The organism is Ruegeria sp. CDSC052 (genome assembly GCF_059610685.1).
The window spans coordinates 38,669-60,337 of the sequence record NZ_JBXWOB010000012.1 but is presented as its reverse complement, the minus strand read 5'-3'; the positions used below and the strand labels follow the sequence as shown (position 1 = coordinate 60,337).

Below are 21,669 nucleotides of genomic sequence, written 5' to 3'. Positions count from 1 at the left end.
GCATACCGCCAGCATATAGGTCGAAGATTTCGGGTTATAAGGGGCCATACATGATCAGACGGTTCGGTGAAACCCCACAAGCGGGGCGCAAATACACACGACGTGTGGGTGTATACGCATTGTTGCCTCGAGGACGACATCTGTTGCTGACCTGCCAGACCGAGCCCGGCCCTGATCTGCAGTTGCCGGGTGGCGGTATTGACCCGGGCGAATCGCCCATCACCGCCCTGCATCGCGAAGTCTTTGAAGAAACCGGCTGGTTGATTGCCAGCCCGCGGCGGGTCGGCGCCTTTCGCCGTTTCACATACATGCCCGAATATGACCTGTGGGCCGAAAAGGTCTGTTTGATATATCGAGCCCGCCCTGTGCGCCGCATAGGTCCACCTTCCGAGCCATTCCACGAAGCCCTTTGGCTGGACAGTGCGGATGCCGCGCAGATGCTGGGCAATAGCGGCGACCGACATTTCGCTTCGGGACACCTGATGGGGCTTTAAGGCCCGCTGTATTCAAAGAAAACCGCAGATACGTCATCATCCATACCCTGGTCCGGATCCATGGCCTGTGTCAGCCGCCAGAACATATCGTCCAGAAATTCGGGCCCGCTGAGATCGATGGCACAATCCGTCACCATTCTGCACAGCCCCTCTTCTTCCAGCAGGGATCCATCCGCCATCCGGCATTCCGTGAACCCGTCTGAATATAGCAACAGCTTGTCACCGGGCTTCATGTAGGTATCGGTTCGCTGAAACGTGACATCCGGCAACAGTCCGATGGGCAGGCCACCTTGCCCCAGATACTCGGCCCCACCATCCTGTCGCAACAACAGCGGATGCGGATGCCCTGCCTGCACCATCTTGAGATGTCCGTTTCGCAGGTCGATAATGGCATAGACCATGGTAAAATACTCTTCGACGCCAGCATCGGCCATAAGGCGGGAATTGAGCATCTCTGCCACCTGATCAGGTGGTAGCAATGCGTAAAATTTATCGAACCGCTTTTCCATCGCCACGTTCTGATCGAAATGTTTGCTGGACAGATACCCGCCCAGCCGTGCTGTCATCATCGCCGAGGTGATGCCGTGGCCGGACACATCGATGCTGTAAAACCCCACACGGTTGACCCCTGGTGAAAACATTCCCACCAGATCGCCACCGATATGCCCACAAGGTTTTAGCAACATGCTGATACGCGACCTACCGAAATCACGCGTGAGTTCGGGGACCAGAGATTCCTGTATTTTACGCGCCTGAATCAGGTCCTTGTCGATCGCATCATGGACTACTTTCAGTTCTTCGAGCGCGGTCTCGATCATACGGTTCTTATCAGACAGCTCACGCTGCATATCCAATATCCGCGCGCCCGCAGATATGCGCGCCCGCAATTCATCGCCCTCAAGAGGTTTGATCAGAAAATCATCCGCCCCGGCATCCAGTCCGCGCGCAACCTCCTGCTTTTCGCTTTTTGAAGTCAGAAGGATGAAATAGCTGTATTCGTCATTCTCCAGCGCCCGAAATGCCTGACAGAATTCCAGCCCGCTCATCCCCGGCATGACCCAGTCGCTCAGGACCAGATCGGGGGACATGGCAGCACAGATTTCGATGGCGGCCTCTCCGCTATCGGCCTCGAGCACCTCAAAGCCCCATTTCTTCAGCGAGGCCACAAGGATGCGACGTTGCAGACGACTGTCATCAACGACCAGCACCTTGCGAATCGCACCAAAATCCAGCTCTGCCTTTGTTTCTGCCTGACTGACCTCTGCCACCTGACCCTCAGCTCTGCCACATAATGCGGAACGGGACGACCCTAGCGCACGGCTGTTTAACATCCTGTGAAGGTCGTAAACGCATCCATCTTAACCACGGATTTACCAACGGCCTGTAGTGATAATCGGGTCGTTATCTTTAAGGAAAGGATGGCCATGATCGACTGGTCCAGGGTCAGACAGCTGCGGGACGAGGTCGGCGCCGACGAATTTGACGAGGTAGTGGAAATCTTTCTCGATGAGGTGCAACAAGGCCTGGAGCATTTGCAGGTCGATGATGATCGGTCTGACTTCGAACAGCATCTACACTCCTTGAAGGGCAGCGCGCTTAGTCTGGGATTCAGGACATTGGCCAGGCTCTGCCAGGATGGTGAGCGCCATTCGGCACAGGGTCAGGCCGCAACCGTCGATATCGCCGAAATAGTCGGCACATTCGGGACCTCAGCAACGGAGTTTCAGGCAGGATTGAACGAGCTCTGAGCGGCGCCGTACAGGCAGCAAGCAGGTACACTAGCGATGGGTGACAACCCGGCCCTGTATATTGTCTGTTTCAGGCGCAGTTGATCCATCGCCGCGACGGACAACGTTGCAGTCTGGTCATTTGCTCAGATCACAAACTGGGCGAGGGTCTCGTCCTCGGTGATATCCGTAAAAGTGAACCCGGCTTCATCCAGATGCGCGAACAGACGGGCAAAGTTTTCGGGCTTGCGGGTTTCGATACCAATCAGAACCGAGCCGAAGTTACGTGCCGATTTCTTCATGTATTCAAACCGCGCAATGTCATCCTCGGGGCCAAGGATGTTGAGGAACTCTTTCAATGCGCCAGGGCGCTGTGGCAAGCGCAGGATGAAGTATTTCTTCACCCCCAGATAGCGCTGCGCACGTTCCTTGACCTCGGGCAGACGTTCGAAATCGAAGTTGCCACCAGAGGTTACGCAGACAACGGTTTTCCCTCGGATAAAACTCTGAATATCGCTCAGCGCCTCAATCGCGAGGGCCCCAGCGGGTTCCAGAACGATGCCTTCGACATTCAGCATCTCAATCATGGTTGTGCAGATGCGGTCTTCGGACAGGACCAGAGCGTCCGACAGATGACGGGATTTCAGCAATTCGAACGGTTTTTCACCGATCCGACCAACCGCAGCACCGTCAACGAAATTGTCCACCTGATCCAATGCCACCGGATGTCCTGCTGCCATTGCCGCGTGCAGACAGGCACCGCCTTTGGGTTCCACAAACAGGCAATGGGTCCGATCGCCAAACCACGTAGCCACGCCCGCAGACATGCCGCCACCGCCTACTGGCAAAAGGATGTGGTCCGGCAACCCACCCAACTGCGCTTCGATCTCAACCGCAAGCGAGGCTTGCCCCTCGATCACATCAACATCGTCAAAGGGCGACAGAAAATGGCCGCCCTGTTCGGTGCACCACGCCTGAGCGGCGGCCAATGTGTCATCGAAATAGTCGCCGGTCAGATGAATCTCGATATTGTCGCCGCCGAAGATACGAGTTTTCTGGATTTTCTGCTGCGGCGTCGTCACGGGCATGAAGATCACACCCTTCACATCCATGTGCTTGCACATAAAGGCCACGCCCTGCGCATGATTTCCCGCGCTGGCGCAGACAAACAGGTTCTGCCCCTGCTGTTTGCGCATGGCGTTGAACGCACCGCGGATCTTGTAGGACCGCACCGGGCTGAGGTCCTCACGTTTCAGCCAGATATCGGCCCCGAAACGATCAGACAGATGGGCATTGCGCTGCAGAGGCGTCACCGGAAACACAGAGCGCATCGCCTGTTCGGCAGCGCGGGCGCGGGTCATGAAATCACTCATGCCGGTTTCCCTGCCCCATCATCGCTGAAAGAGCAAGGAATACATATGTGTACGAGTTCAGGTCAGCTGGCGCTTTTCAACGAACACGCCGTACATGGTGGTCAAGATACTGACATTGATCAGCGGCAAAACCAGAACCCCAAAGAACAGTGAGAGTAAAACACCCAGAACCGGGATGAAAGCGAGCGCTGTAAAGACCAACTGGACCACGACCTGGAACACAAAGCTTACAAGCAAAAGAACGATGATCGCACCACCCGCACCGGCGGTGTTGTTCCAAGCTTGCCCAAGTGTCAACGGTTGCCCAATCGCTGCTGCGGGCAGGATTATGGACAAACGGTAGAAGCCGATGATGAGGAAGACGACAAGGACAATGACAAACACAACTGACAATGCTCCACCGCCCAGCGCTGAAAGTACCGCGCCTGCCGGCAGGAACGCGATGGCCATCAGGATACCCAACAGAAGAACCCGCCCGAAATAGGCCAGAATTCTATCGAACCGGAAGGTTGGGAATATACCTCTTGGATATTCCTCAAGCAGGACAAAGCGGTGCCACGACACCACAATCCAGAACATCGTCACAAATATCACGACCATAAAGCCCACCAGGAAGCCAATCGCCGATCCGCTCGAAACGCCTGCAGGCAACTCTCCGGTGGTTGTATTGAGTTGATCCAGCGGAACGTCCAATACAAAAAACAGGGCGACAATCACCGCTGTCGCAACCAAAGATGGCCCGAACGTAATCTGCAAAACCTGTTTGAGATTCCCAATAACCATCCGCACCGAATGTGCAAAAATCTGCCAACCCAACATCTGAAATCTATCCCTTCAACCAATCCTTGTTTTCTTTCCTTCTGTTTCACCCCAAATCCCGACCTGCGTCAACGCAGATAACTTGCCCCCGCGTTCAAAACCCGCTAGGGGCCAGTCGTTCTACGCATAAAGGGAAGTCAGATGTCCGCGCCCAAGAAAGTTGTTCTGGCCTATTCCGGTGGCCTTGATACCTCGATCATCCTGAAATGGTTGCAGACCGAGTATGGTTGTGAGGTCGTAACCTTCACCGCCGATCTGGGTCAGGGCGAGGAGTTGGAGCCCGCCCGCAAGAAGGCCGAGCTGCTGGGGATCAAGCCCGAAAACATCTATATTGAGGACATCCGCGAGGAATTCGTCCGCGATTTCGTCTTTCCGATGTTCCGCGCGAATGCGCAGTATGAGGGCCTGTACCTGCTGGGCACCTCGATTGCGCGCCCGTTGATCTCGAAACGTCTGGTCGAGATTGCCGAGGCGACCGGAGCGGATGCCGTATCGCATGGCGCGACCGGCAAGGGCAACGATCAGGTACGGTTCGAACTGGCGGCTTACGCGCTGAATCCCGATATCAAGGTCATCGCCCCCTGGCGCGAGTGGGACTTGTCCAGCCGCACCAAACTGCTGGAATTTGCCGAGGCGAACCAGATTCCGATCGCCAAGGACAAGCGGGGCGAGGCGCCGTTCTCGGTTGATGCCAACCTGCTGCACACCTCATCCGAGGGCAAGGTTCTGGAAGACCCCGCCGATATGGCGCCCGATTACGTCTATCAGCGCACGGTCCACCCCGAGGACGCGCCGAATAAACCAGAATTCATCGAGATCGGGTTCGAAAAAGGTGACGCGGTCAGCATCAATGGCGAGGCGATGAGCCCCGCGACCATCCTGACCAAGCTGAACGAATATGGCGGCAAGCACGGCATTGGCCGTCTGGACCTGGTTGAAGGCCGGTTCGTGGGCATGAAATCCCGCGGTATCTATGAAACACCGGGCGGCACAATCCTGTTGGAAGCGCACCGTGGCATCGAATCCATCACCATGGATCGGGGCGCGATGCATCTGAAGGACCAGCTGATGCCTCAATATGCAGAGCTGATCTATAACGGCTTCTGGTACTCGCCCGAGCGCGAGATGCTGCAGGCCGCGATCGACAAATCTCAGGATCATGTCACCGGCACCGTGCGCGTGAAGCTGTACAAAGGTCTGGCATCGACCGTGGGCCGCTGGTCGGAACACTCGCTGTATTCCGAGGCGCACGTGACCTTCGAAGAGGATGCTGGTGCCTACGATCAGAAAGACGCTGCGGGATTCATCCAACTGAACGCCCTGCGCTTGAAACTTCTGGCAGCACGCGACAAACGCCTGTCGAAGTAAGACAGCAGAGATATTGAACTGAAGACCCGGCAGCCCCTCAGGATGCCGGGTTTTTTATGCGCCCATTTTTGCCACCTCCCGTCAGGTCACTCTTGCTCCACCGCAGGATATGTCTTTACCCAAGTCACAACACTGAAAGGATGGGGCATGTTGCAGGATATCGCAGAAGGTATTCAGAGCGGTCTGAATGGCAAAAACTTCGATGGGTCGTTGAAATTCGATTGCGGTGATGCCGGTGTGATTGTTCTGGCCGACAATCAGGCGACGACGCAGGATCAGGACACGGATTGCACCATTCGTATCTCACAAGAGAACCTAAGCAAGCTGCTGACCGGCAAGCTGAACCCGATGACCGGTATTGCTATGGGCAAGCTCAAGATCTCGGGCAATATGGGTGTGGCGATGAAACTGGGGCAGTTGCTGGGCTAAGGCGATAAACTCGTCTCACCAGCGCGTGAGAACAGATGTCAGCGCGTTGCGCCCGGGGGTTTCCCAAGGCAGTCTGATCATGGAAGGAGACCCACCATGATCCGAACCACATACATTGACGCTGTCAAACCTTGGCTTCTGTTTGCGCTGATCCTCATCGTCGCAATGCTGCGCGCCGCGCCTGCACCGGCTGCCGGAACCGAGACGCTGACCGTGGCCGGGGGGTGTTTCTGGTGCGTTGAATCCGATTTCGAATCCGTGCCGGGCGTGGTTCAGGCGGTCTCGGGCTATACCGGGGGCGCAACGGCGGACCCGACCTATGGCGAGGTAACCAAAGGCGGCACCGGCCATTATGAGGCTGTTCAGATCACCTTTGATCCGGACCGTGTTTCCCGTGAAACCTTGCTGAGCCTGTTTTTCCGCTCGGTCGATCCCACGGATGCGGGCGGCCAGTTCTGCGACCGGGGCGAGAGTTACCGGACCGCGGTATTTGTCTCTAACACAGGCGAAAAGGCGTTAGCCGAGGCTGCAAAATCCAAAGCACAGAACGTCCTGCGTCAAACGATTGTCACCCCGATCCTGCAACAGGACCGGTTTTACCCGGCCGAAGCCTATCATCAGGATTACTATAAGGGCGAAAAACTGGTCTTTACGCGGTTCGGTCCCAAACGCCAGCGCAACGCCTATAAGGCCTATCGCAAAGCATGCGGTCGCGACGCCCGCGTCAAACAGCTGTGGGGCAGTGACGCGCCCTTTGCCGGGTCTTAATCAAAGCGCGCTTCGCGCACTTCTTTCAGATCAGGAATGACATCCGCCGTACCGTGCCGTGTCACCATCAACGCGGCAGCCCGGTTTGCCTGCAATATTGCCTGCTCCATCGGCATGCCACGATCCATTCCTGCCAGAACGTAACCTGTGAACGTATCGCCCGCACCAGTTGTGTCCACCGCCTGAACCTTGTGAGCCAAAAAATCCGAGGTCGTCTCCTTATGATGATATCGCGCGCCCTTTGATCCGAGGGTCACAATGACATGCTCTATCCCCAACTCGGACAGGCCCTGCCCGGTTGCCTGCCGCAGCTGCTCGGCCTCGACCTCATTTAGGATCAGGAAATCCAGATACGGAAGAACCGCCCGCACTGCATCGGCTTGAAAAGGGGCCGCCGCGTAACAGACAGTCAGCCCCATTTCGCGGCCCATTTTTGCGGCTTCGACCTGCAAGTTGGTTTCGTTTTGCGTCACAATCAGATCACCCTGATCCGCCGATGACAGCGCCTGGCCCAGTTGATCTGACGTAATTGCATGATTTGCGCCTTGAAACAGGATGATATTGTTTTCACCCTCGGCGTCTACGGCGATAATGGCGTGCCCGGTAGGATCTGAAACCTCGGCAATCCACCGGGTATCGACGCCATATTCGGTCAGCCTGTCACGCGCCCAGCACCCGTCGGGCCCTATGGCCCCAATATGCGCCACCCGCGCGCCGGCCCGCGCGCCGGCGACGGACATATTCGCGCCCTTGCCGCCCAGAAACCGATCCAAACGGTTGGCCGAAAGCGTCTCACCCGCGCACGGCAGGTGTGGCACATCATAAATCATGTCTGCGTTGATCGAGCCTAGATTCCAGATTGTCATGGCTTAACCAATATCGCAGGAGGCCAGAATGGCCATGTTCAGAATGTCATTGGCCGTCGATATGGTCGAACAGATCTGAATCGGCTTGTCGATGCCCGATAAGATCGGGCCGATCACCGTGGCCCCACCCATTTCCTGCATCAACTTGGTCGAGATCGAGGCCGAATGCCGTGCCGGGACAATCAGGATATTCGCCGGCCCGGTCAGGCGCTGGAACGGATAGTTTGCCTGCTGGTCGACATTCAGCGCCACGTCCACCGTCATTTCACCTTCGTATTCGAAATCTACGCCACGCTGATCCAGAACGGCAGGAGCGCGGTGCATCTTTTCGGCCCGCTCCGACACCGGGTAGCCAAACGTCGAAAAGCTGACAAAGGCAACGCGCGGCTCCAGCCCCATATGGCGGGCAACGGCTGCTGAGCGCTCGGCGATATTGGCCAGATCGTTTTCGTCCGGCCATTCATGGACTAAAGTGTCGCCGATCAGCACGATCCGCCCCTTGTGCAACAACGCCGTCACACCGGCCGCGCCACGGGCCGCATCTGCATCAAACACATGGTTGATCCGATCCAGCACATGCGCCGATTTACGCGTCGCGCCCGAGACCAAACCGTCGCCATGCCCATGCGCCAGCATCAGCGATGAAAACACATGCCGGTCGCGCGCGGCAAGTCGATGAATATCCTTTCGATCAAAGCCTTTACGCTGCAGGCGATCGTACAAAAAATCAGAATAGGTATCGAGATGCGCAGTGTTGGCGGCATTCACGACCTCCAGCTCACGCACAGCATCGCCCAGCCCGGCCTCTTCCAGCTTTTGCTTGACGTCATCCGGGCGGCCTACGACCAGCGCTTTACCAAAGCCCGAGCGTTGATACATCACCGCAGCCCGCAGCACACGCGGATCGTCGCCCTCGGCAAAGATCATTCGGCTTTGCGCCTGACGGGCCCGCGCGTTCAGGCCGCGCAGAATGCTGGCGGTCGGATCCATGCGGGATTTCAGGCTCAGCTCATACGCGTCCATGTCGATAATCGGGCGCCGCGCCGCGCCGGTATCCATCCCGGCCCGCGCAACGGCGGGCGGAATGCGGTGAATCAGGCGCGGATCGAAAGGTGTCGGGATAATATAATCGCGCCCAAAGGTCAGCGACTTACCATAGGCCATCGCGACCTCATCAGGGACATCTTCGCGCGCGAGGTTGGCCAGGGCGTGGGCACAGGCAATTTTCATCTCGTCATTGATGGCGCGGGCGTGGATATCCAGCGCACCGCGGAACAGGTAGGGAAAGCCCAACACGTTGTTGACCTGGTTCGGATAATCGCTGCGCCCTGTGGCGACGATGGCATCAACGCGCACTTCGTGGGCCTCTTCCGGCGTAATTTCCGGATCGGGGTTTGCCATCGCAAAAATCACCGGGTTATCGGCCATGCTGGCGACCATATCCTGCGTCACAGCCCCTTTGACCGACACGCCCAGAAAGACGTCTGCGCCTTTCATGGCGTCTTCCAGCGTACGCAGATCTGTGGTGATCGCATGGGCCGATTTCCACTGGTTCATGCCCTCGGTCCGGCCCTGATAGATCACGCCTTTGGTGTCACACACGATGCAGTTCTCATGCCGCGCGCCCATCGACTTGAGCAGTTCGATACACGCTATCCCAGCAGCCCCGGCACCGTTCAGAACAATCTTCACATCTTCGATCTTCTTGCCCGAGATACGCAGCGCATTCAGCAGGCCCGCCGCACAGATCACCGCCGTGCCATGCTGATCATCGTGGAAGACGGGGATATCCATTTCTTCCTTCAGGCGCTGTTCGATGATGAAACACTCGGGCGCCTTGATGTCTTCCAGATTGATGCCGCCAAAGGTTGGCCCCATCAGTCGCACGGCGCGGCAGAACTCATCCGGGTCTTCGGTGTCCAGCTCGATATCGATCGAGTTTACGTCAGCGAAACGCTTGAACAGGACTGACTTGCCCTCCATCACCGGTTTTGAGCCCAGCGCGCCCAGATTACCAAGACCCAAAACCGCCGTCCCATTCGAAATCACGGCGACCAGATTTCCCTTGTTGGTATAGTCATAGGCCGTTTCTGGATTTTCCGCGATTGCTTCACATGGAACAGCCACGCCGGGGCTGTAGGCCAGCGACAGGTCGCGCTGCGTCGTCATGGGAACGGTGGCTTGTACCTCCCACTTGCCAGGAGTTGGGTCCAGGTGAAAGGCCAGCGCCTCTTCGTTGGTGATCTTCGCTTTGGGCATTTGATACGTCGTTTCTCTGCAACTACGGGGCTTCTGCCTCATAGCGCAGGCACGCGCGCGCCTCAACGAGAATACTTTTGCCTTTCGCACCAGATGGCGGATTTGTAAGGTCGCGACCGAACGCCGTCAAAAGGGATCAACCTTGTCCACAGTCACGCCGATGATGGCGCAATATCTCGAAATCAAAGAGGCCCATGCCGACGCCCTTCTGTTTTACCGGATGGGCGATTTCTACGAGATGTTTTTCGAGGATGCCGTCAACGCCGCCGAGGCGCTGGACATCGCCCTGACCAAACGCGGCAAGCACAACGACGCCGACATTCCGATGTGCGGTGTGCCGGTCCATGCCGCCGAAGGGTACCTGCTGACGCTGATCCGAAAAGGCTTTCGCGTGGCCGTTTGCGAACAGATGGAAAGCCCGGTTGAGGCAAAGAAGAGAGGCTCTAAATCAGTTGTAAAGCGCGGTGTTGTCCGGCTGGTGACACCCGGAACACTGACCGAGGACGCGCTGCTAGAGGCGCGCCGCCACAACTTTCTGGCCTGTTATGCCGAGGTGAGGGATGAAGCGGCGCTTGCCTGGGCCGATATCTCAACCGGGGCGTTTCACGTGATGCCTTTGACCTCTGTGCGCCTAAGCCCTGAACTGGCCCGGCTGGCCCCGTCGGAGCTGATCGTGGCGGACGGGGCCGAACAGGTCCTGCACGAACCTGCCCGCGATCTGGGCATCTCGCTGACGCCCATTGGCCGCGCCAGTTTCGACAGCACGGCGGCTGAAAAGCGCATCTGCGCTTTGTTTCACGTGGGCGCGCTGGAAGCGTTTGGAAATTTTGGCCGGGCCGAAGTGTCCGCTATGGGCGCATTGATTGACTATTTGGAGATCACGCAAAAAGGCAAATTGCCCCTGCTGCAAACGCCGCTGAAAGAATCCGAGGACCGCGTGGTGCAGATCGACGCCGCAACGCGCCGCAATCTGGAGCTGACCCGGTCGCTGTCTGGCGGGCGCGCCGGATCGCTTTTGTCGGTGGTTGACCGTACAGTCACGCCGGGCGGCGCGCGGTTGTTGGAACAGCGCCTGTCCAGCCCCTCGCGCAATCTGGATGTGATCCACGGGCGGTTGGATGCGGTAAGTTTTGCAGCCGATGACAGCCTGATCGCCCAAGATCTGCGCGATGCCTTGCGCAAAACCCCCGATTTGGACCGCGCCTTGTCGCGCCTGTCGCTGGAACGCGGCGGTCCTCGCGATCTGGCCGCCATCCGCAACGGGCTGGCGCAGGCTGCAACCATAGCCGAACTGTGCAATGCCGGAGATCTGCCGGTATTGCTGGCCACTGCGGTGCAAAACCTGACAGGGTTTGATGATCTGCTGACCCTGCTGGATGAGGCGCTTGTGGCCGAGCCGCCTCTGATGGCGCGCGACGGCGGCTTCATTGCCCCCGGCTATGACGCGGAACTGGATGAGGCGCGCACCCTGCGGGACGAAGGCCGCTCGGTCATCGCCGGGTTTCAGAAGAAATACTCCGAGCACACGGGCATCACCTCACTGAAGATCAAGCATAACAACGTGCTGGGCTATTTCATTGAAACCACGGCAACCCATGCCGAAAAGATGTTGAACCCGCCGTACTCCGAAACCTATATCCACCGGCAAACCACGGCCAATCAGGTGCGGTTCACGACAGTAGAACTGTCCGAGATCGAAACCCGTATCCTGAACGCCGGAAATCATGCTTTGGAGATCGAAAAGCGGCTCTATCAAAGGCTTTCTGATGAGATTCTTACCCGTGCTGCGCAGCTGAACCAAGCCGCGCGCGGGCTGGCAGAACTGGACCTAACCACTGCGCTGGCCGATCTGGCACGGGGCGAGAACTGGTGTCGCCCGCAGGTCGATGCCTCTCGTGCCTTTGATATACAGGGCGGGCGGCATCCGGTTGTTGAACATGCGCTGCGCCAACAAAGCGGTGACGCGTTTATCGCCAATGATTGTGATCTCAGCGCCGAAGATGGTGCTGCAATCTGGTTGCTGACCGGCCCCAACATGGCGGGTAAATCAACCTTCCTGCGGCAGAATGCGCTGATCGCCCTGCTTGCACAGATGGGCAGCTATGTTCCAGCCGAACAAGCCTATATCGGTGTAGTCAGCCAGCTGTTCAGCCGTGTCGGGGCATCTGACGATCTGGCCAGGGGTCGGTCGACCTTTATGGTTGAAATGGTCGAAACCGCCGCCATCCTCAATCAAGCCGACGATCATGCGCTGGTCATTCTGGATGAAATCGGACGCGGGACGGCCACCTATGACGGGCTTTCCATCGCTTGGGCCACGCTCGAACATCTGCACGCCGCCAATAAATGTCGCGCGCTGTTTGCAACGCATTATCACGAGCTGACCGCGCTGGCCGGAAATCTGGAAGGTGTCGACAACGCCACCGTTGCGGTCAAGGAATGGGAGGGCGAAGTGATCTTTTTGCACGAGGTTCACAAAGGCGCCGCAGACCGGTCCTATGGTGTCCAGGTGGCGCAACTGGCTGGCCTGCCGGCATCCGTTGTCGAACGTGCCCGCGTTGTGCTGGACCAGCTGGAGAAAACCGAACGCGAAGGCGGCAAGCAAAAGGCTTTGATCGACGATCTGCCGCTGTTCTCGGCTGCCCCGCCGCCACCGCCTCCCCCAAAAGCTTCACCCGTTGCGGATATGTTGGGTGAGATCTTGCCGGATGAGCTAAGCCCGCGCGAGGCATTGGACCTGATCTATAAATTGAAAGGGGCGGCCAGATCCTGACCGCCTCAATAATTGAATGATATCTTAAGCGCTTAGCTTGCCGGCGTGGACGACACGCCCACCTGCGCGGGGCGCAAGAGCCGGTCGTACAGCATAAAGCCTTCTGCAGATACCTGGATGATGTCACCGGCGCGTGTTCCGGGCACGGGGGCCTCGAACATCGCCTCATGCACATTGGGGTCAAACCGATCGCCAACTTCTGGCGTGATCACCTGAATCCCGTGTTTCTGAAACACGTCCTTCAGCGCGCGCATGGTCAGTTCAACACCTTCCAGCAAAGCGCCTGCGACCTCTTTCTGCTCGTCGGTTGCGGCCTCAAGCGCGCGTTTCATATTGTCATAGACCGGCAGCATGTCACGGGCCAGTTTCGAGCCGCCATACTGTTCGGCATCGCGCCGTGCCTTGTCGCCGCGCTTGCGCGCGTTTTCCGCATCGGCCAATGCACGCATGAATTTGTCTTTGTAGTCGTCGCGCTCGGCGCGCAGCTCATCCAGCTCCAGCGCTTCTTCGCTGATCTCAGCAAATTCATCTGCCAGCTCTTCGGCCTCGGCCGTTGCGATATCGTCCAGAAAATCTTCGTTCTTGGGCTCTGCCATCTCTTACCCTCTAGCTCCGGTCGGATATCAGTTTGCCGACCAGTTGCGCCGTATAATCCACGATCGGCACGATCCGTCCATAATTCAGACGTGTGGGCCCGATGACCCCAACCGCACCGATTATCTTACGATCAGCGTTCATATATGGAGACACCACCAAAGAGGAACCCGAAAGTGAGAAAAGTTTGTTCTCAGACCCGATAAAAATGCGCACACCTTCGCCTTCTTCGGTCAATTCCAGAAATTCGGCGATGTCGCGCTTGCGTTCGAGGTCGTCAAACAGGGTGCGAATGCGCTCCAACTCATCTGCTTCGCCACGTTCACCCAGCAGATTCGCCCGCCCTCGGACGATCAAACGAGCCGAGTCGCCATCATCCCCGTCCCATGCGGCCATGCCGCTGTCGACCATTTCACGGGCCAGCACGTCAATTTCCTGTTTCCGCGCATCGATCTGGGTCAGCATCTGACGGCGAGCCTCGCTGATTGTGCGGCCCTCGATCAGGGCGTTCAGAAAATTCGCCGCTTCCCGCATCGAGCTGGGCGTTTGCCCGGGTGGCGGCTTGAACAGCCGGTTTTCCACCTGACCGTCGGAAAAGACCAAAACCACCAGGGCCCTGTCATGCCCAAGCGACACAAATTCGATATGTTTGATTTCCGCTTCGTGTTTCGGCGTCAAAACCAGTGAGGCCCCTTGTGTCACGTGTGACAAGGCCGCACCGACACGGTCAAGCATCCCGCCGACATCCCCCGAGTTAGCGCCCAGTGTGTCGTCCAGCTTCTGCCGGTCATCCGCGCCCAGATCACCGACCTCCAGCAATCCGTCCACGAACATCCGTAACCCGTGTTGCGTCGGAATCCGCCCCGCACTGACATGCGGGCTGTCGAGCAGGCCCAGAAACTCAAGATCCTGCATCACATTGCGAACCGTCGCCGCACTGACTTTTTCCGATAAAGTGCGCGTCAGGGTACGGCTGCCGACAGGCTCACCGCTATCCAGATAGCTTTCGACAATCAGCCGAAACACCTCGCGCGACCGGTCATTCATCTCGTTCAGAACTTTGCTTGCGTCACTCATCGGCAATCCTCTGCTGGATGGCCATTAAATAGCAGGTAGGCGAAAGGTCAATCAGGGTTGCATCCTGACGCTGCGGGGCGGTATCCCCAAACCAGCAAACAAAGGAATTCCCATGCGACCCTCAGGACGTGATCTAAACGAAATGCGCGCCGTTTCAATCGAAACGGGATTTACCAAACATGCCGAAGGTTCCTGCCTGATTAAGATGGGCGATACCCATGTGTTGTGCACTGCCACGATCGAAGATCGCGTGCCACCGTTCATCAAGGGTTCGGGCCTGGGCTGGGTTACCGCTGAATACGGCATGCTGCCCCGTGCGACCAATACACGGATGCGGCGCGAGGCTGCCAGCGGTAAGCAGGGTGGTCGTACCGTGGAAATCCAGCGTTTGATCGGCCGTGCCCTGCGTGCAGGTGTTGATCGGGTTGCCCTGGGTGAACGCCAGATCACCGTCGACTGCGATGTGATCCAGGCCGATGGTGGCACCCGATGTGCCTCGATCACCGGTGGCTGGGTTGCACTGCGGCTGGCGGTGAACAAGCTGATGAAGGCCGGGGACGTGATCTCGGACCCGCTGGTTGACCCGGTTGCGGCCGTGTCCTGCGGTATTTACGCCGGTCAATCGGTGCTGGATCTGGATTACCCCGAAGACAGCGAAGCCGGCGTGGACGGCAACTTTATCATGACCGGGTCCGGCAAATTGATCGAAGTTCAAATGAGCGCCGAGGGCTCGGTCTTTAGCCGCGTTCAGATGGATCAACTAATGGATCTGGCTGAACAGGGCGTTAGTGAACTGGCTGCTGCGCAAAAGGCCGCCACCGCATGACCCGCAAGTTCGACGGCGACAGGTTGCTGGTGGCCACGCATAACAAAGGCAAGCTTGAGGAGATGGCACATCTGCTTGAACCCTTTGGCGTCACTGTTATCGGCGCCGCGGACATGGACCTGCCTGAACCGGAAGAGACCGAGGATACATTCGTCGGCAATGCCCGGATCAAGGCCCATGCCGCGGCCAACGCGACCGGCCTGCCTGCGCTGTCGGACGATTCCGGAATCACCATCGACGCGCTGAATGGCGCGCCGGGCGTCTATACCGCCGATTGGGCAGAAACCGGCAATAGTCGCGATTTCCTGATGGCGATGACCCGCGCGCATGAAGAGCTGGAGGCCAAGAACGCCCCGCACCCCCGCACCGCGCAATTCCGATGCACTCTGGTGCTGGCCTGGCCCGACGGGCATGACGAGGTGTTCGAAGGCATCGCCCCCGGCCATCTGGTCTGGCCCATTCGCGGTGCGGACGGCTTTGGTTATGATCCAATGTTTGTGCCCGAGGGTCATGACATTACCTTTGCCGAGATGGATCGCTGGGAAAAGAACAAGATCAGCCATCGCGGTCGCGCGGTTGAGATGTTCGTGAAAGGCTGTTTTGGCGGATGATTGGCGCAATGAGGGCTTTGGCCTGTATGTGCATTGGCCCTTTTGCGAGGCCAAATGCCCCTATTGCGATTTCAACAGCCATGTTTCAAAAAATATTGATCAAAAACAATGGCTTGATGCATATCTGGTCGAGCTGCGCCGTAGTGCTTCCGAAACCCCCAACCGTGTCCTGAACACCATCTTCTTTGGCGGCGGCACCCCGTCTCTGATGGATCCCGAAACCGTCGCCGCAGTGATTGATACCGCCCGCGCCCTTTGGCACCCCGCCAATGACATGGAAATCACACTTGAAGCCAATCCCAGCTCGGTCGAGGCGGGACGGTTCGCAGCCTACCGGGAAGCAGGCGTCAACCGTATCTCAATGGGGGTTCAGGCGCTGAATGATGACGATCTGCGCCGGTTGGGCCGCATTCACAGCGTGGCCGAAGCGCGGGCTGCTTATGACATAGCCCGTCATTGTTTTGAACGGGTCAGCTTTGACCTGATCTATGCGCGGCAACATCAAACCCCTGATGCCTGGCGCGCAGAGTTGACCGAAGCCCTGTCGATGGCGGTCGATCACCTGTCGCTGTACCAACTGACCATAGAAGACGGAACCGCCTTTGGTGATCGCTATGCCGTGGGCAAGCTACGCGGCCTGCCCTTGGATGATAGCGCCGCCGATATGTATCTGGCCACGCAAAAGATCTGCGAGGCTCATGGTCTGCCCGCCTATGAGGTATCGAACCACGCCCGCCCCGGCGCGGAATCACAGCACAATCTGATCTATTGGCGCTATGGTGACTATGTCGGCATTGGCCCCGGCGCCCATGGACGGATCACCCAGAATGGCCAGAAATACGCGACTGAAACCTATCTGAATCCGCAGCGGTGGTTGGACGCGGCTTCCTGTGGTAGCGGAGAGAAAGAACGCGCCGCATTGTCGCGTGAAGAACAGGCAAGTGAATACCTTATGATGGGCCTTAGGGTTACCGGCGGGCTAGATATAGATAGATATATGGGAATATCAGGCCACCCCTTACCACAAGACCCATTGGGCCATCTTCAGGATATCGGCATGGTTCAAATGCTGGATGGTAGACTGATGGCCACAACCGAAGGGCGGGCCGTCTTGAACGCGGTGATCCGCGAACTTTTGGGGTAGACCATGCAATATCTGTGGGCAGGGCTTGGATTGTTATGTGTCGGGCTGGCCGCTGTTGGGGTGGTACTTCCCCTACTACCAACGGTTCCATTTCTGCTACTCGCCGCCTTCTTCTTTGCCCGCTCGTCTTCACGGCTGCATAGCTGGCTGATAACGCACCGACTGTTTGGCCCAATGATCGTCGATTGGCAGAGTTCAGGCGCGATTCGTCCGGCCGCAAAAAAGGCGGCCACCCTGTCGGTCACCGCTGTATTTGGATTATCGGTCATGATGTCTGCGCCGTCTCATGTCCTGATCATCCAGGCGATTGTACTAGGCGGCGTGATGTTCTTTATCTGGACCCGCCCTAGCGGCTGAGCTTGGAACAAAGATCATCCAGTTGATCCAGGTTCTCATAGGTCAGGACCACCTGCCCCGTTTCCGAGCCCGCTTTGTGATTGATCGCCACTTTCATCGCCAGTATCGCGGAAAGATCCTTTTCCAGCGCCCGGGTATCCGCATCTTTACCCGCATTCAGATCCCGAGACCTTGGTGCCGGTCGGGCCGCATCCCCCTGCTGTTGCTTCTTCACCAGCGCTTCCGTTGCCCGCACCGACAGCCCATCTTTGACAATTTGCTTTGCAAGGTCCGAGGCATTCTCGGCCGTGATCAGCGTTCGCGCATGGCCAGCCGATAATTTTCCTTCTATTACAAGGGTTTGTACATCCATTGGCAGGGACAACAGGCGCAGCAAATTGGCAATATGACTGCGGCTTTTGCCCAATGCTTCAGCCAGCTTTTCTTGCGTATGACCAAAGCGGTCCATCAGCTGCTTATAGCCGGCCGCCTCTTCCACCGCATTCAAATCCGCGCGCTGAATGTTTTCGATAATGGCGACTTCCAGAACCTCAGTGTCATCAAAATCGCGAACGATAACGGGGATATCATGCAACTGCGCCATTTGCGCCGCGCGCCAGCGGCGTTCACCCGCGACGATTTCATAATCGCCTTCGGCAATTTCTCGGACGATCAGAGGCTGAATGATCCCCTTCTCTTTGACCGAAGCGGCAAGCTCATCCAGATGTTCCCGGGCAAAGGTGCGGCGCGGCTGATTTGGGTTTGCGTGAAGCTTTTCGATTGGAATCGTCAGGTCCGGCCGCCGTGAATCAGTTGGCACGCGTCCCTGGGGCTCTTGTGTGACATCTGCCATCAACGCCGAAAGCCCGCGACCCAACCCTCTTGGTTTTGATTTTCTGGCTGTCACAGGGTCCTCCTAGTACCGCTCAGACTGCGGTTTTATTGTTCTTATGCATGACTTCCCGGGCCAAATGCCGATAGGCCATCGCGCCCAGAGACCCCGAGTCATATTGCAAAACCGGCAACGCGTATGACGGAGCCTCACTGACCCGCACATTTCTGGGTATTTTGGTTTTAAATACCATCTCACCCAGATTGTCACGTGCGTCTTTTTCGACCTGACGGGACAAGTTGTTGCGGTTGTCATACATAGTCAGCACAACACCTTCGATTCTGAGGTCTGGATTCGCAGTCTGTCGCACCTCGCGAATGGTCAGCATGAGCTGAGACAAACCCTCTAATGCGAAAAACTCGCTTTGCAATGGCACCAGTACGGAATGCGCTGCGACCATCGCGTTTACCGTCAGAAGATTCAGCGATGGCGGACAGTCAATCAGGACGAAATCCAGATCGTACTTATCAATAGCAGTCTGGCGTAACGCGTCATGCAGTAAATAGCTGCGTTTTTCGTTCGAAATCAGTTCGATATCGGCGGAACTGAGGTCTACCGTAGCGGGGACAACGAGAATACCTTCAATCTCCGAGTCCTGAACGACCGCATCCAAAGGCGCATCATCCAGAATCAGATCATAAGTTGTCCAATCTCGATCCTCGACGCCTAAACCGGTTGAAGCATTTCCCTGTGGATCCAGATCAACCACTAAAACCCTGCATCCGGCCTCGGCCAGGCCTGCTGCCAAGTTAATGGCTGTTGTCGTCTTCCCAACCCCGCCCTTCTGGTTGGCTACCGCTATGATCCGGGGGCCTGAGGGACGAGATAGATCAACCACGTGATACTCCTTTGACCTTGAGGATGACGGCTTGGGGTTCTGTTAAACTTGTAATCGGATCACAGGTGAAATTCCATTCTTCCTGCGCATCCTGTACCTCTTTTTTCCAGCTTACACCTTTCGGCAACAAAGCGACGCCAGAATCGCCTAAATGTCTGTCACAAAAAGATAATAATACCCCGAGATCTGCCAAGGCGCGGGCAGACAAAACATCTGCATTCAGGGGGTCCACCGCTTCAATGCGTTTCGCCACCACTTTACAGTTTGCGCCACATTCCCGGGATACATTGCGTAAAAACGCAGATTTTCGCTGATCGCTTTCAACAAAGGTAAATTTTGCGTCTGGCGCTTCTTCAATCGCCATGATTGCACAGACCATACCAGGAAACCCGCCACCACTTCCAATATCAACCCAATGCGAAAAGTTCTCGGCACATCGAAAAACCTGAACGGAATCCAAAATGTGCCGTGTCCAGATTTCGGACAAGCTTTTGCGCGATACGAGGTTGATTTTCGGGTTCCAGCGCTCGACAAGGTCAACATATGTTGCCAGTCGATCATATGTTTCACGTGAAACATTCAGACCGTCAAACAGCTCTTCCTTCATGCTTTGCGCACCCTCTGATCGCGGCGAAGCTTGGCCAACACCAGAGTCAGCGCAGCCGGCGTCACACCCTCTATCCGGCTTGCCTGCGCTACATTCTCGGGACGGGCGTTGGACAACTTCTGCTTCATCTCTGACGACAGCCCATCCAATGCGAAGAAGTCAAAATCACGCGGAATCTCATAGGCTTCATCGCGTTTCATCGCTTCGACATCACGTCTTTGCCGCTCGATATAATTCGCATACAGCGCATCGCGTTCCACTTGCTGCCGAATGCCTGATTCAACGTCCTGCAACTCAGGAATCAAGGGAACAAGGTCCTCAAAGCTCACATCAGGAAAGGCCAAAATCGCCATACCATCGCGGCGATTGCCATCCTGATTGACCTTGATACCAGCTTCTCGCACTTCTTTCGGAGTATAGGTATGATCTGTGAGCTTCTTTTTTGCAGCCTCCAACTTCTCCATTTTTTCAGAGAAGTGCTTGCGGCGCGTCTCGCTTACGCAACCTAGGCGTATGCCAATAGGTGTCAGTCGTTGGTCGGCATTATCGGCGCGCAAAGACAATCTAAACTCTGCCCGTGAGGTAAACATCCGATAAGGTTCTGCCACTCCGCGAGTAGTCAGGTCATCGACCATGACGCCAATATAACTGTCGGAACGCGTGAAATGGATTGGATCCCGACCCGAGACCTGAAGGGCAGCATTGAGGCCAGCCACCATTCCCTGAGCTGCAGCTTCCTCATATCCTGTGGTGCCGTTAATCTGACCCGCAAGATATAGTCCTGGCGCCTCAGGCAACGACAGTGATGATGTCAGAACGCGAGGATCTACGTAGTCATATTCGATGGCGTAGCCAGGTTGGAGGATCTCTGCCTTTTCCAGCCCCTTAATGGATCTGACATAATCGACCTGAACATCCTGTGGCAGTGAGGTAGAAATTCCATTCGGATAGATTGTGTGATCATTCACACCTTCTGGCTCGAGGAAAATCTGATGAGATTCCTTATCCGCAAACCGCACAATCTTATCTTCGATCGAAGGGCAATATCTGGGGCCTATACCGTCAATATGTCCCCCATACATCGCCGATCTGGAAAGATTCTTTTCAATGATCTCATGTGTTCTGGCATTGGTATGCGTAATCCCGCAAGAAATCTGCGGTGCCACCACCCCCATCGAAAGGAATGAGAACAGCGTAGGTTCATCATCGCCGTCCTGACGTTCGAGACCTGACCAATCAATCGTCCGACCATCCAGCCGGGGCGGTGTCCCCGTTTTCAAGCGTCCTAGCGGCAGGTTAAGGCGATCCAAACGCTCGGCCAGCTTTACCGAGGGACGGTCCCCCATACGCCCGCCAGGGCGCGATACGTCACCAATGTGAATAACGCCTCTCAAAAATGTCCCAGACGTCAGGATCACAGCGCCGGCCCGTATTTCAGACTCATCCGCCAATCGAATTCCGGTAACAGCAGGTCCATTCACCAGGAAATCTGTCACCTCGCCGACTACGACGCTGAGGTTCGGCTGTGCCGTGGTTTCTCGCTGCATCGCAGCTCGGTACAAAGCCCGGTCTGCCTGCGTTCTGGGCCCCTGAACTGCGGGGCCTTTACGGCGATTCAGCAAACGAAACTGAATTCCCGCCTGGTCTGCGACGCGCCCCATCACCCCGTCCAACGCGTCAATTTCGCGAACAAGATGCCCTTTGCCGAGGCCCCCGATAGCGGGGTTACAGGACATTACGCCGATATCAGTGGCCGACAGAGTCACAAGGGCGGTAGTCGCACCCATCCGGGCGGCCGCATGGGCCGCCTCTGTTCCGGCGTGGCCCGCTCCGATAACGACGACGTCAAAATCCGAATGTTTCACGTG

The 21,669-nt window shown here is 56.9% G+C and carries 21 protein-coding genes; 10 read left to right on the top strand and 11 right to left on the bottom strand.

What is annotated here, in order from left to right; genetic code table 11:
- The first annotated feature begins 50 nt into the window (after positions 1–50).
- Complete coding sequence (locus tag AC2FIM_RS16505; protein WP_271950593.1) at positions 51–494, top strand: NUDIX hydrolase; 444 nt, start codon at positions 51–53, stop codon at positions 492–494.
- On the opposite strand, the gene AC2FIM_RS16500 is transcribed toward AC2FIM_RS16505, so the two are convergent.
- Entirely contained in the window at positions 491–1,762 is a 1,272-nt protein-coding gene (locus AC2FIM_RS16500; protein ID WP_496678665.1) for a PP2C family protein-serine/threonine phosphatase, read from the bottom strand. The genes AC2FIM_RS16505 and AC2FIM_RS16500 overlap by 4 nt on opposite strands.
- 150 nt (positions 1,763–1,912) lie before the next feature.
- On the opposite strand from AC2FIM_RS16500, the gene AC2FIM_RS16495 reads away from it, so the two are divergent.
- The gene (locus AC2FIM_RS16495) at positions 1,913–2,242 is read left to right on the top strand and encodes an Hpt domain-containing protein (RefSeq protein WP_496678663.1); all 330 of its coding nucleotides are present in this window, start codon (positions 1,913–1,915) and stop codon (positions 2,240–2,242) included.
- 125 nt (positions 2,243–2,367) lie between these two features.
- Here the strand turns inward: AC2FIM_RS16495 and ilvA are convergent, their stop codons facing one another.
- Both ilvA and AC2FIM_RS16485 read right to left on the bottom strand, forming a co-directional pair.
- Positions 2,368–3,594 carry a threonine ammonia-lyase IlvA gene (gene ilvA, locus AC2FIM_RS16490; protein ID WP_142637386.1) on the bottom strand — a complete coding sequence of 409 codons (1,227 nt, stop codon included), beginning with the start codon at positions 3,592–3,594 and terminating at the stop codon, positions 2,368–2,370.
- Between the two features lie 57 nt (positions 3,595–3,651).
- On the bottom strand, positions 3,652–4,413 hold the full coding sequence (locus AC2FIM_RS16485; RefSeq protein ID WP_282022153.1) for a hypothetical protein: 762 nt from the start codon (positions 4,411–4,413) through the stop codon (positions 3,652–3,654).
- A gap of 141 nt (positions 4,414–4,554) precedes the next feature.
- Between AC2FIM_RS16485 and AC2FIM_RS16480 the strand changes: the two genes are divergently transcribed.
- The 3 genes from AC2FIM_RS16480 to msrA all read left to right on the top strand — a co-directional run bounded on the left by AC2FIM_RS16480 (position 4,555) and on the right by msrA (position 6,978).
- A complete protein-coding gene (locus tag AC2FIM_RS16480; RefSeq protein ID WP_142637390.1) occupies positions 4,555–5,781 on the top strand; it encodes an argininosuccinate synthase in 1,227 nt (408 codons plus the stop codon).
- Positions 5,782–5,928: 147 nt separating this feature from the next.
- Positions 5,929–6,210, top strand: a complete 282-nt coding sequence (locus AC2FIM_RS16475) for an SCP2 sterol-binding domain-containing protein (protein ID WP_271950602.1) — start codon at positions 5,929–5,931, stop codon at positions 6,208–6,210.
- A 96-nt stretch (positions 6,211–6,306) separates the two neighbouring features.
- Positions 6,307–6,978, top strand: a complete 672-nt coding sequence (gene msrA, locus AC2FIM_RS16470) for a peptide-methionine (S)-S-oxide reductase MsrA (protein WP_496678658.1) — start codon at positions 6,307–6,309, stop codon at positions 6,976–6,978.
- On the opposite strand, the gene AC2FIM_RS16465 is transcribed toward msrA, so the two are convergent.
- Both AC2FIM_RS16465 and AC2FIM_RS16460 read right to left on the bottom strand, forming a co-directional pair.
- Entirely contained in the window at positions 6,975–7,844 is an 870-nt protein-coding gene (locus AC2FIM_RS16465; protein WP_496732174.1) for a ribokinase, read from the bottom strand. The genes msrA and AC2FIM_RS16465 overlap by 4 nt on opposite strands.
- 3 nt (positions 7,845–7,847) lie before the next feature.
- Positions 7,848–10,103 carry an NADP-dependent malic enzyme gene (locus AC2FIM_RS16460; protein WP_142637398.1) on the bottom strand — a complete coding sequence of 752 codons (2,256 nt, stop codon included), beginning with the start codon at positions 10,101–10,103 and terminating at the stop codon, positions 7,848–7,850.
- Between the two features lie 160 nt (positions 10,104–10,263).
- Here AC2FIM_RS16460 and mutS point away from each other — a divergent pair, with 160 nt between their 5' ends.
- On the top strand, positions 10,264–12,876 hold the full coding sequence (gene mutS, locus AC2FIM_RS16455; protein ID WP_496678697.1) for a DNA mismatch repair protein MutS: 2,613 nt from the start codon (positions 10,264–10,266) through the stop codon (positions 12,874–12,876).
- 32 nt (positions 12,877–12,908) lie between these two features.
- Here the strand turns inward: mutS and AC2FIM_RS16450 are convergent, their stop codons facing one another.
- The gene (locus AC2FIM_RS16450; protein ID WP_142637400.1) at positions 12,909–13,472 is read right to left on the bottom strand and encodes a nucleotide exchange factor GrpE; all 564 of its coding nucleotides are present in this window, start codon (positions 13,470–13,472) and stop codon (positions 12,909–12,911) included.
- A gap of 10 nt (positions 13,473–13,482) precedes the next feature.
- Positions 13,483–14,547 (bottom strand): heat-inducible transcriptional repressor HrcA, encoded by a 1,065-nt coding sequence (gene hrcA / locus AC2FIM_RS16445; RefSeq protein ID WP_271950608.1) that lies wholly within the window; start codon positions 14,545–14,547, stop codon positions 13,483–13,485.
- Positions 14,548–14,659: 112 nt separating this feature from the next.
- Here hrcA and rph point away from each other — a divergent pair, with 112 nt between their 5' ends.
- Genes rph through AC2FIM_RS16425 form a run of 4 tightly spaced genes read left to right on the top strand, consistent with a single transcriptional unit; the run spans position 14,660 to position 17,485 of the window.
- Positions 14,660–15,373: a ribonuclease PH gene (gene rph / locus AC2FIM_RS16440; RefSeq protein ID WP_271950610.1), complete on the top strand. Its 714-nt coding sequence runs from the start codon at positions 14,660–14,662 to the stop codon at positions 15,371–15,373.
- Entirely contained in the window at positions 15,370–15,984 is a 615-nt protein-coding gene (gene rdgB / locus AC2FIM_RS16435) for an RdgB/HAM1 family non-canonical purine NTP pyrophosphatase (protein ID WP_496678655.1), read from the top strand. The genes rph and rdgB overlap by 4 nt, the downstream gene beginning before the upstream one ends.
- Positions 15,974–17,128, top strand: coding sequence for a radical SAM family heme chaperone HemW (gene hemW / locus AC2FIM_RS16430; protein WP_496732172.1), 1,155 nt, complete (start codon positions 15,974–15,976; stop codon positions 17,126–17,128). Before rdgB ends, hemW begins: the two co-directional genes overlap by 11 nt.
- 3 nt (positions 17,129–17,131) lie before the next feature.
- Positions 17,132–17,485, top strand: coding sequence for a YbaN family protein (locus AC2FIM_RS16425; protein WP_142637410.1), 354 nt, complete (start codon positions 17,132–17,134; stop codon positions 17,483–17,485).
- Here AC2FIM_RS16425 and AC2FIM_RS16420 read toward each other — a convergent pair.
- The 4 genes from AC2FIM_RS16420 to mnmG are packed head-to-tail and all read right to left on the bottom strand — an operon-like array spanning position 17,475 to position 21,666.
- Positions 17,475–18,371: a ParB/RepB/Spo0J family partition protein gene (locus AC2FIM_RS16420; RefSeq protein WP_142637412.1), complete on the bottom strand. Its 897-nt coding sequence runs from the start codon at positions 18,369–18,371 to the stop codon at positions 17,475–17,477. The two genes, AC2FIM_RS16425 and AC2FIM_RS16420, sit on opposite strands and share 11 nt — an antisense overlap.
- Positions 18,372–18,390: 19 nt before the next feature.
- Positions 18,391–19,194 carry a ParA family protein gene (locus tag AC2FIM_RS16415; RefSeq protein WP_142637414.1) on the bottom strand — a complete coding sequence of 268 codons (804 nt, stop codon included), beginning with the start codon at positions 19,192–19,194 and terminating at the stop codon, positions 18,391–18,393.
- Positions 19,187–19,801, bottom strand: a complete 615-nt coding sequence (gene rsmG / locus AC2FIM_RS16410; RefSeq protein ID WP_496678651.1) for a 16S rRNA (guanine(527)-N(7))-methyltransferase RsmG — start codon at positions 19,799–19,801, stop codon at positions 19,187–19,189. Before rsmG ends, AC2FIM_RS16415 begins: the two co-directional genes overlap by 8 nt.
- Positions 19,798–21,666 carry a tRNA uridine-5-carboxymethylaminomethyl(34) synthesis enzyme MnmG gene (gene mnmG / locus AC2FIM_RS16405; RefSeq protein WP_281973387.1) on the bottom strand — a complete coding sequence of 623 codons (1,869 nt, stop codon included), beginning with the start codon at positions 21,664–21,666 and terminating at the stop codon, positions 19,798–19,800. Before mnmG ends, rsmG begins: the two co-directional genes overlap by 4 nt.
- Between the last annotated feature and the right edge of the window lie 3 nt (positions 21,667–21,669).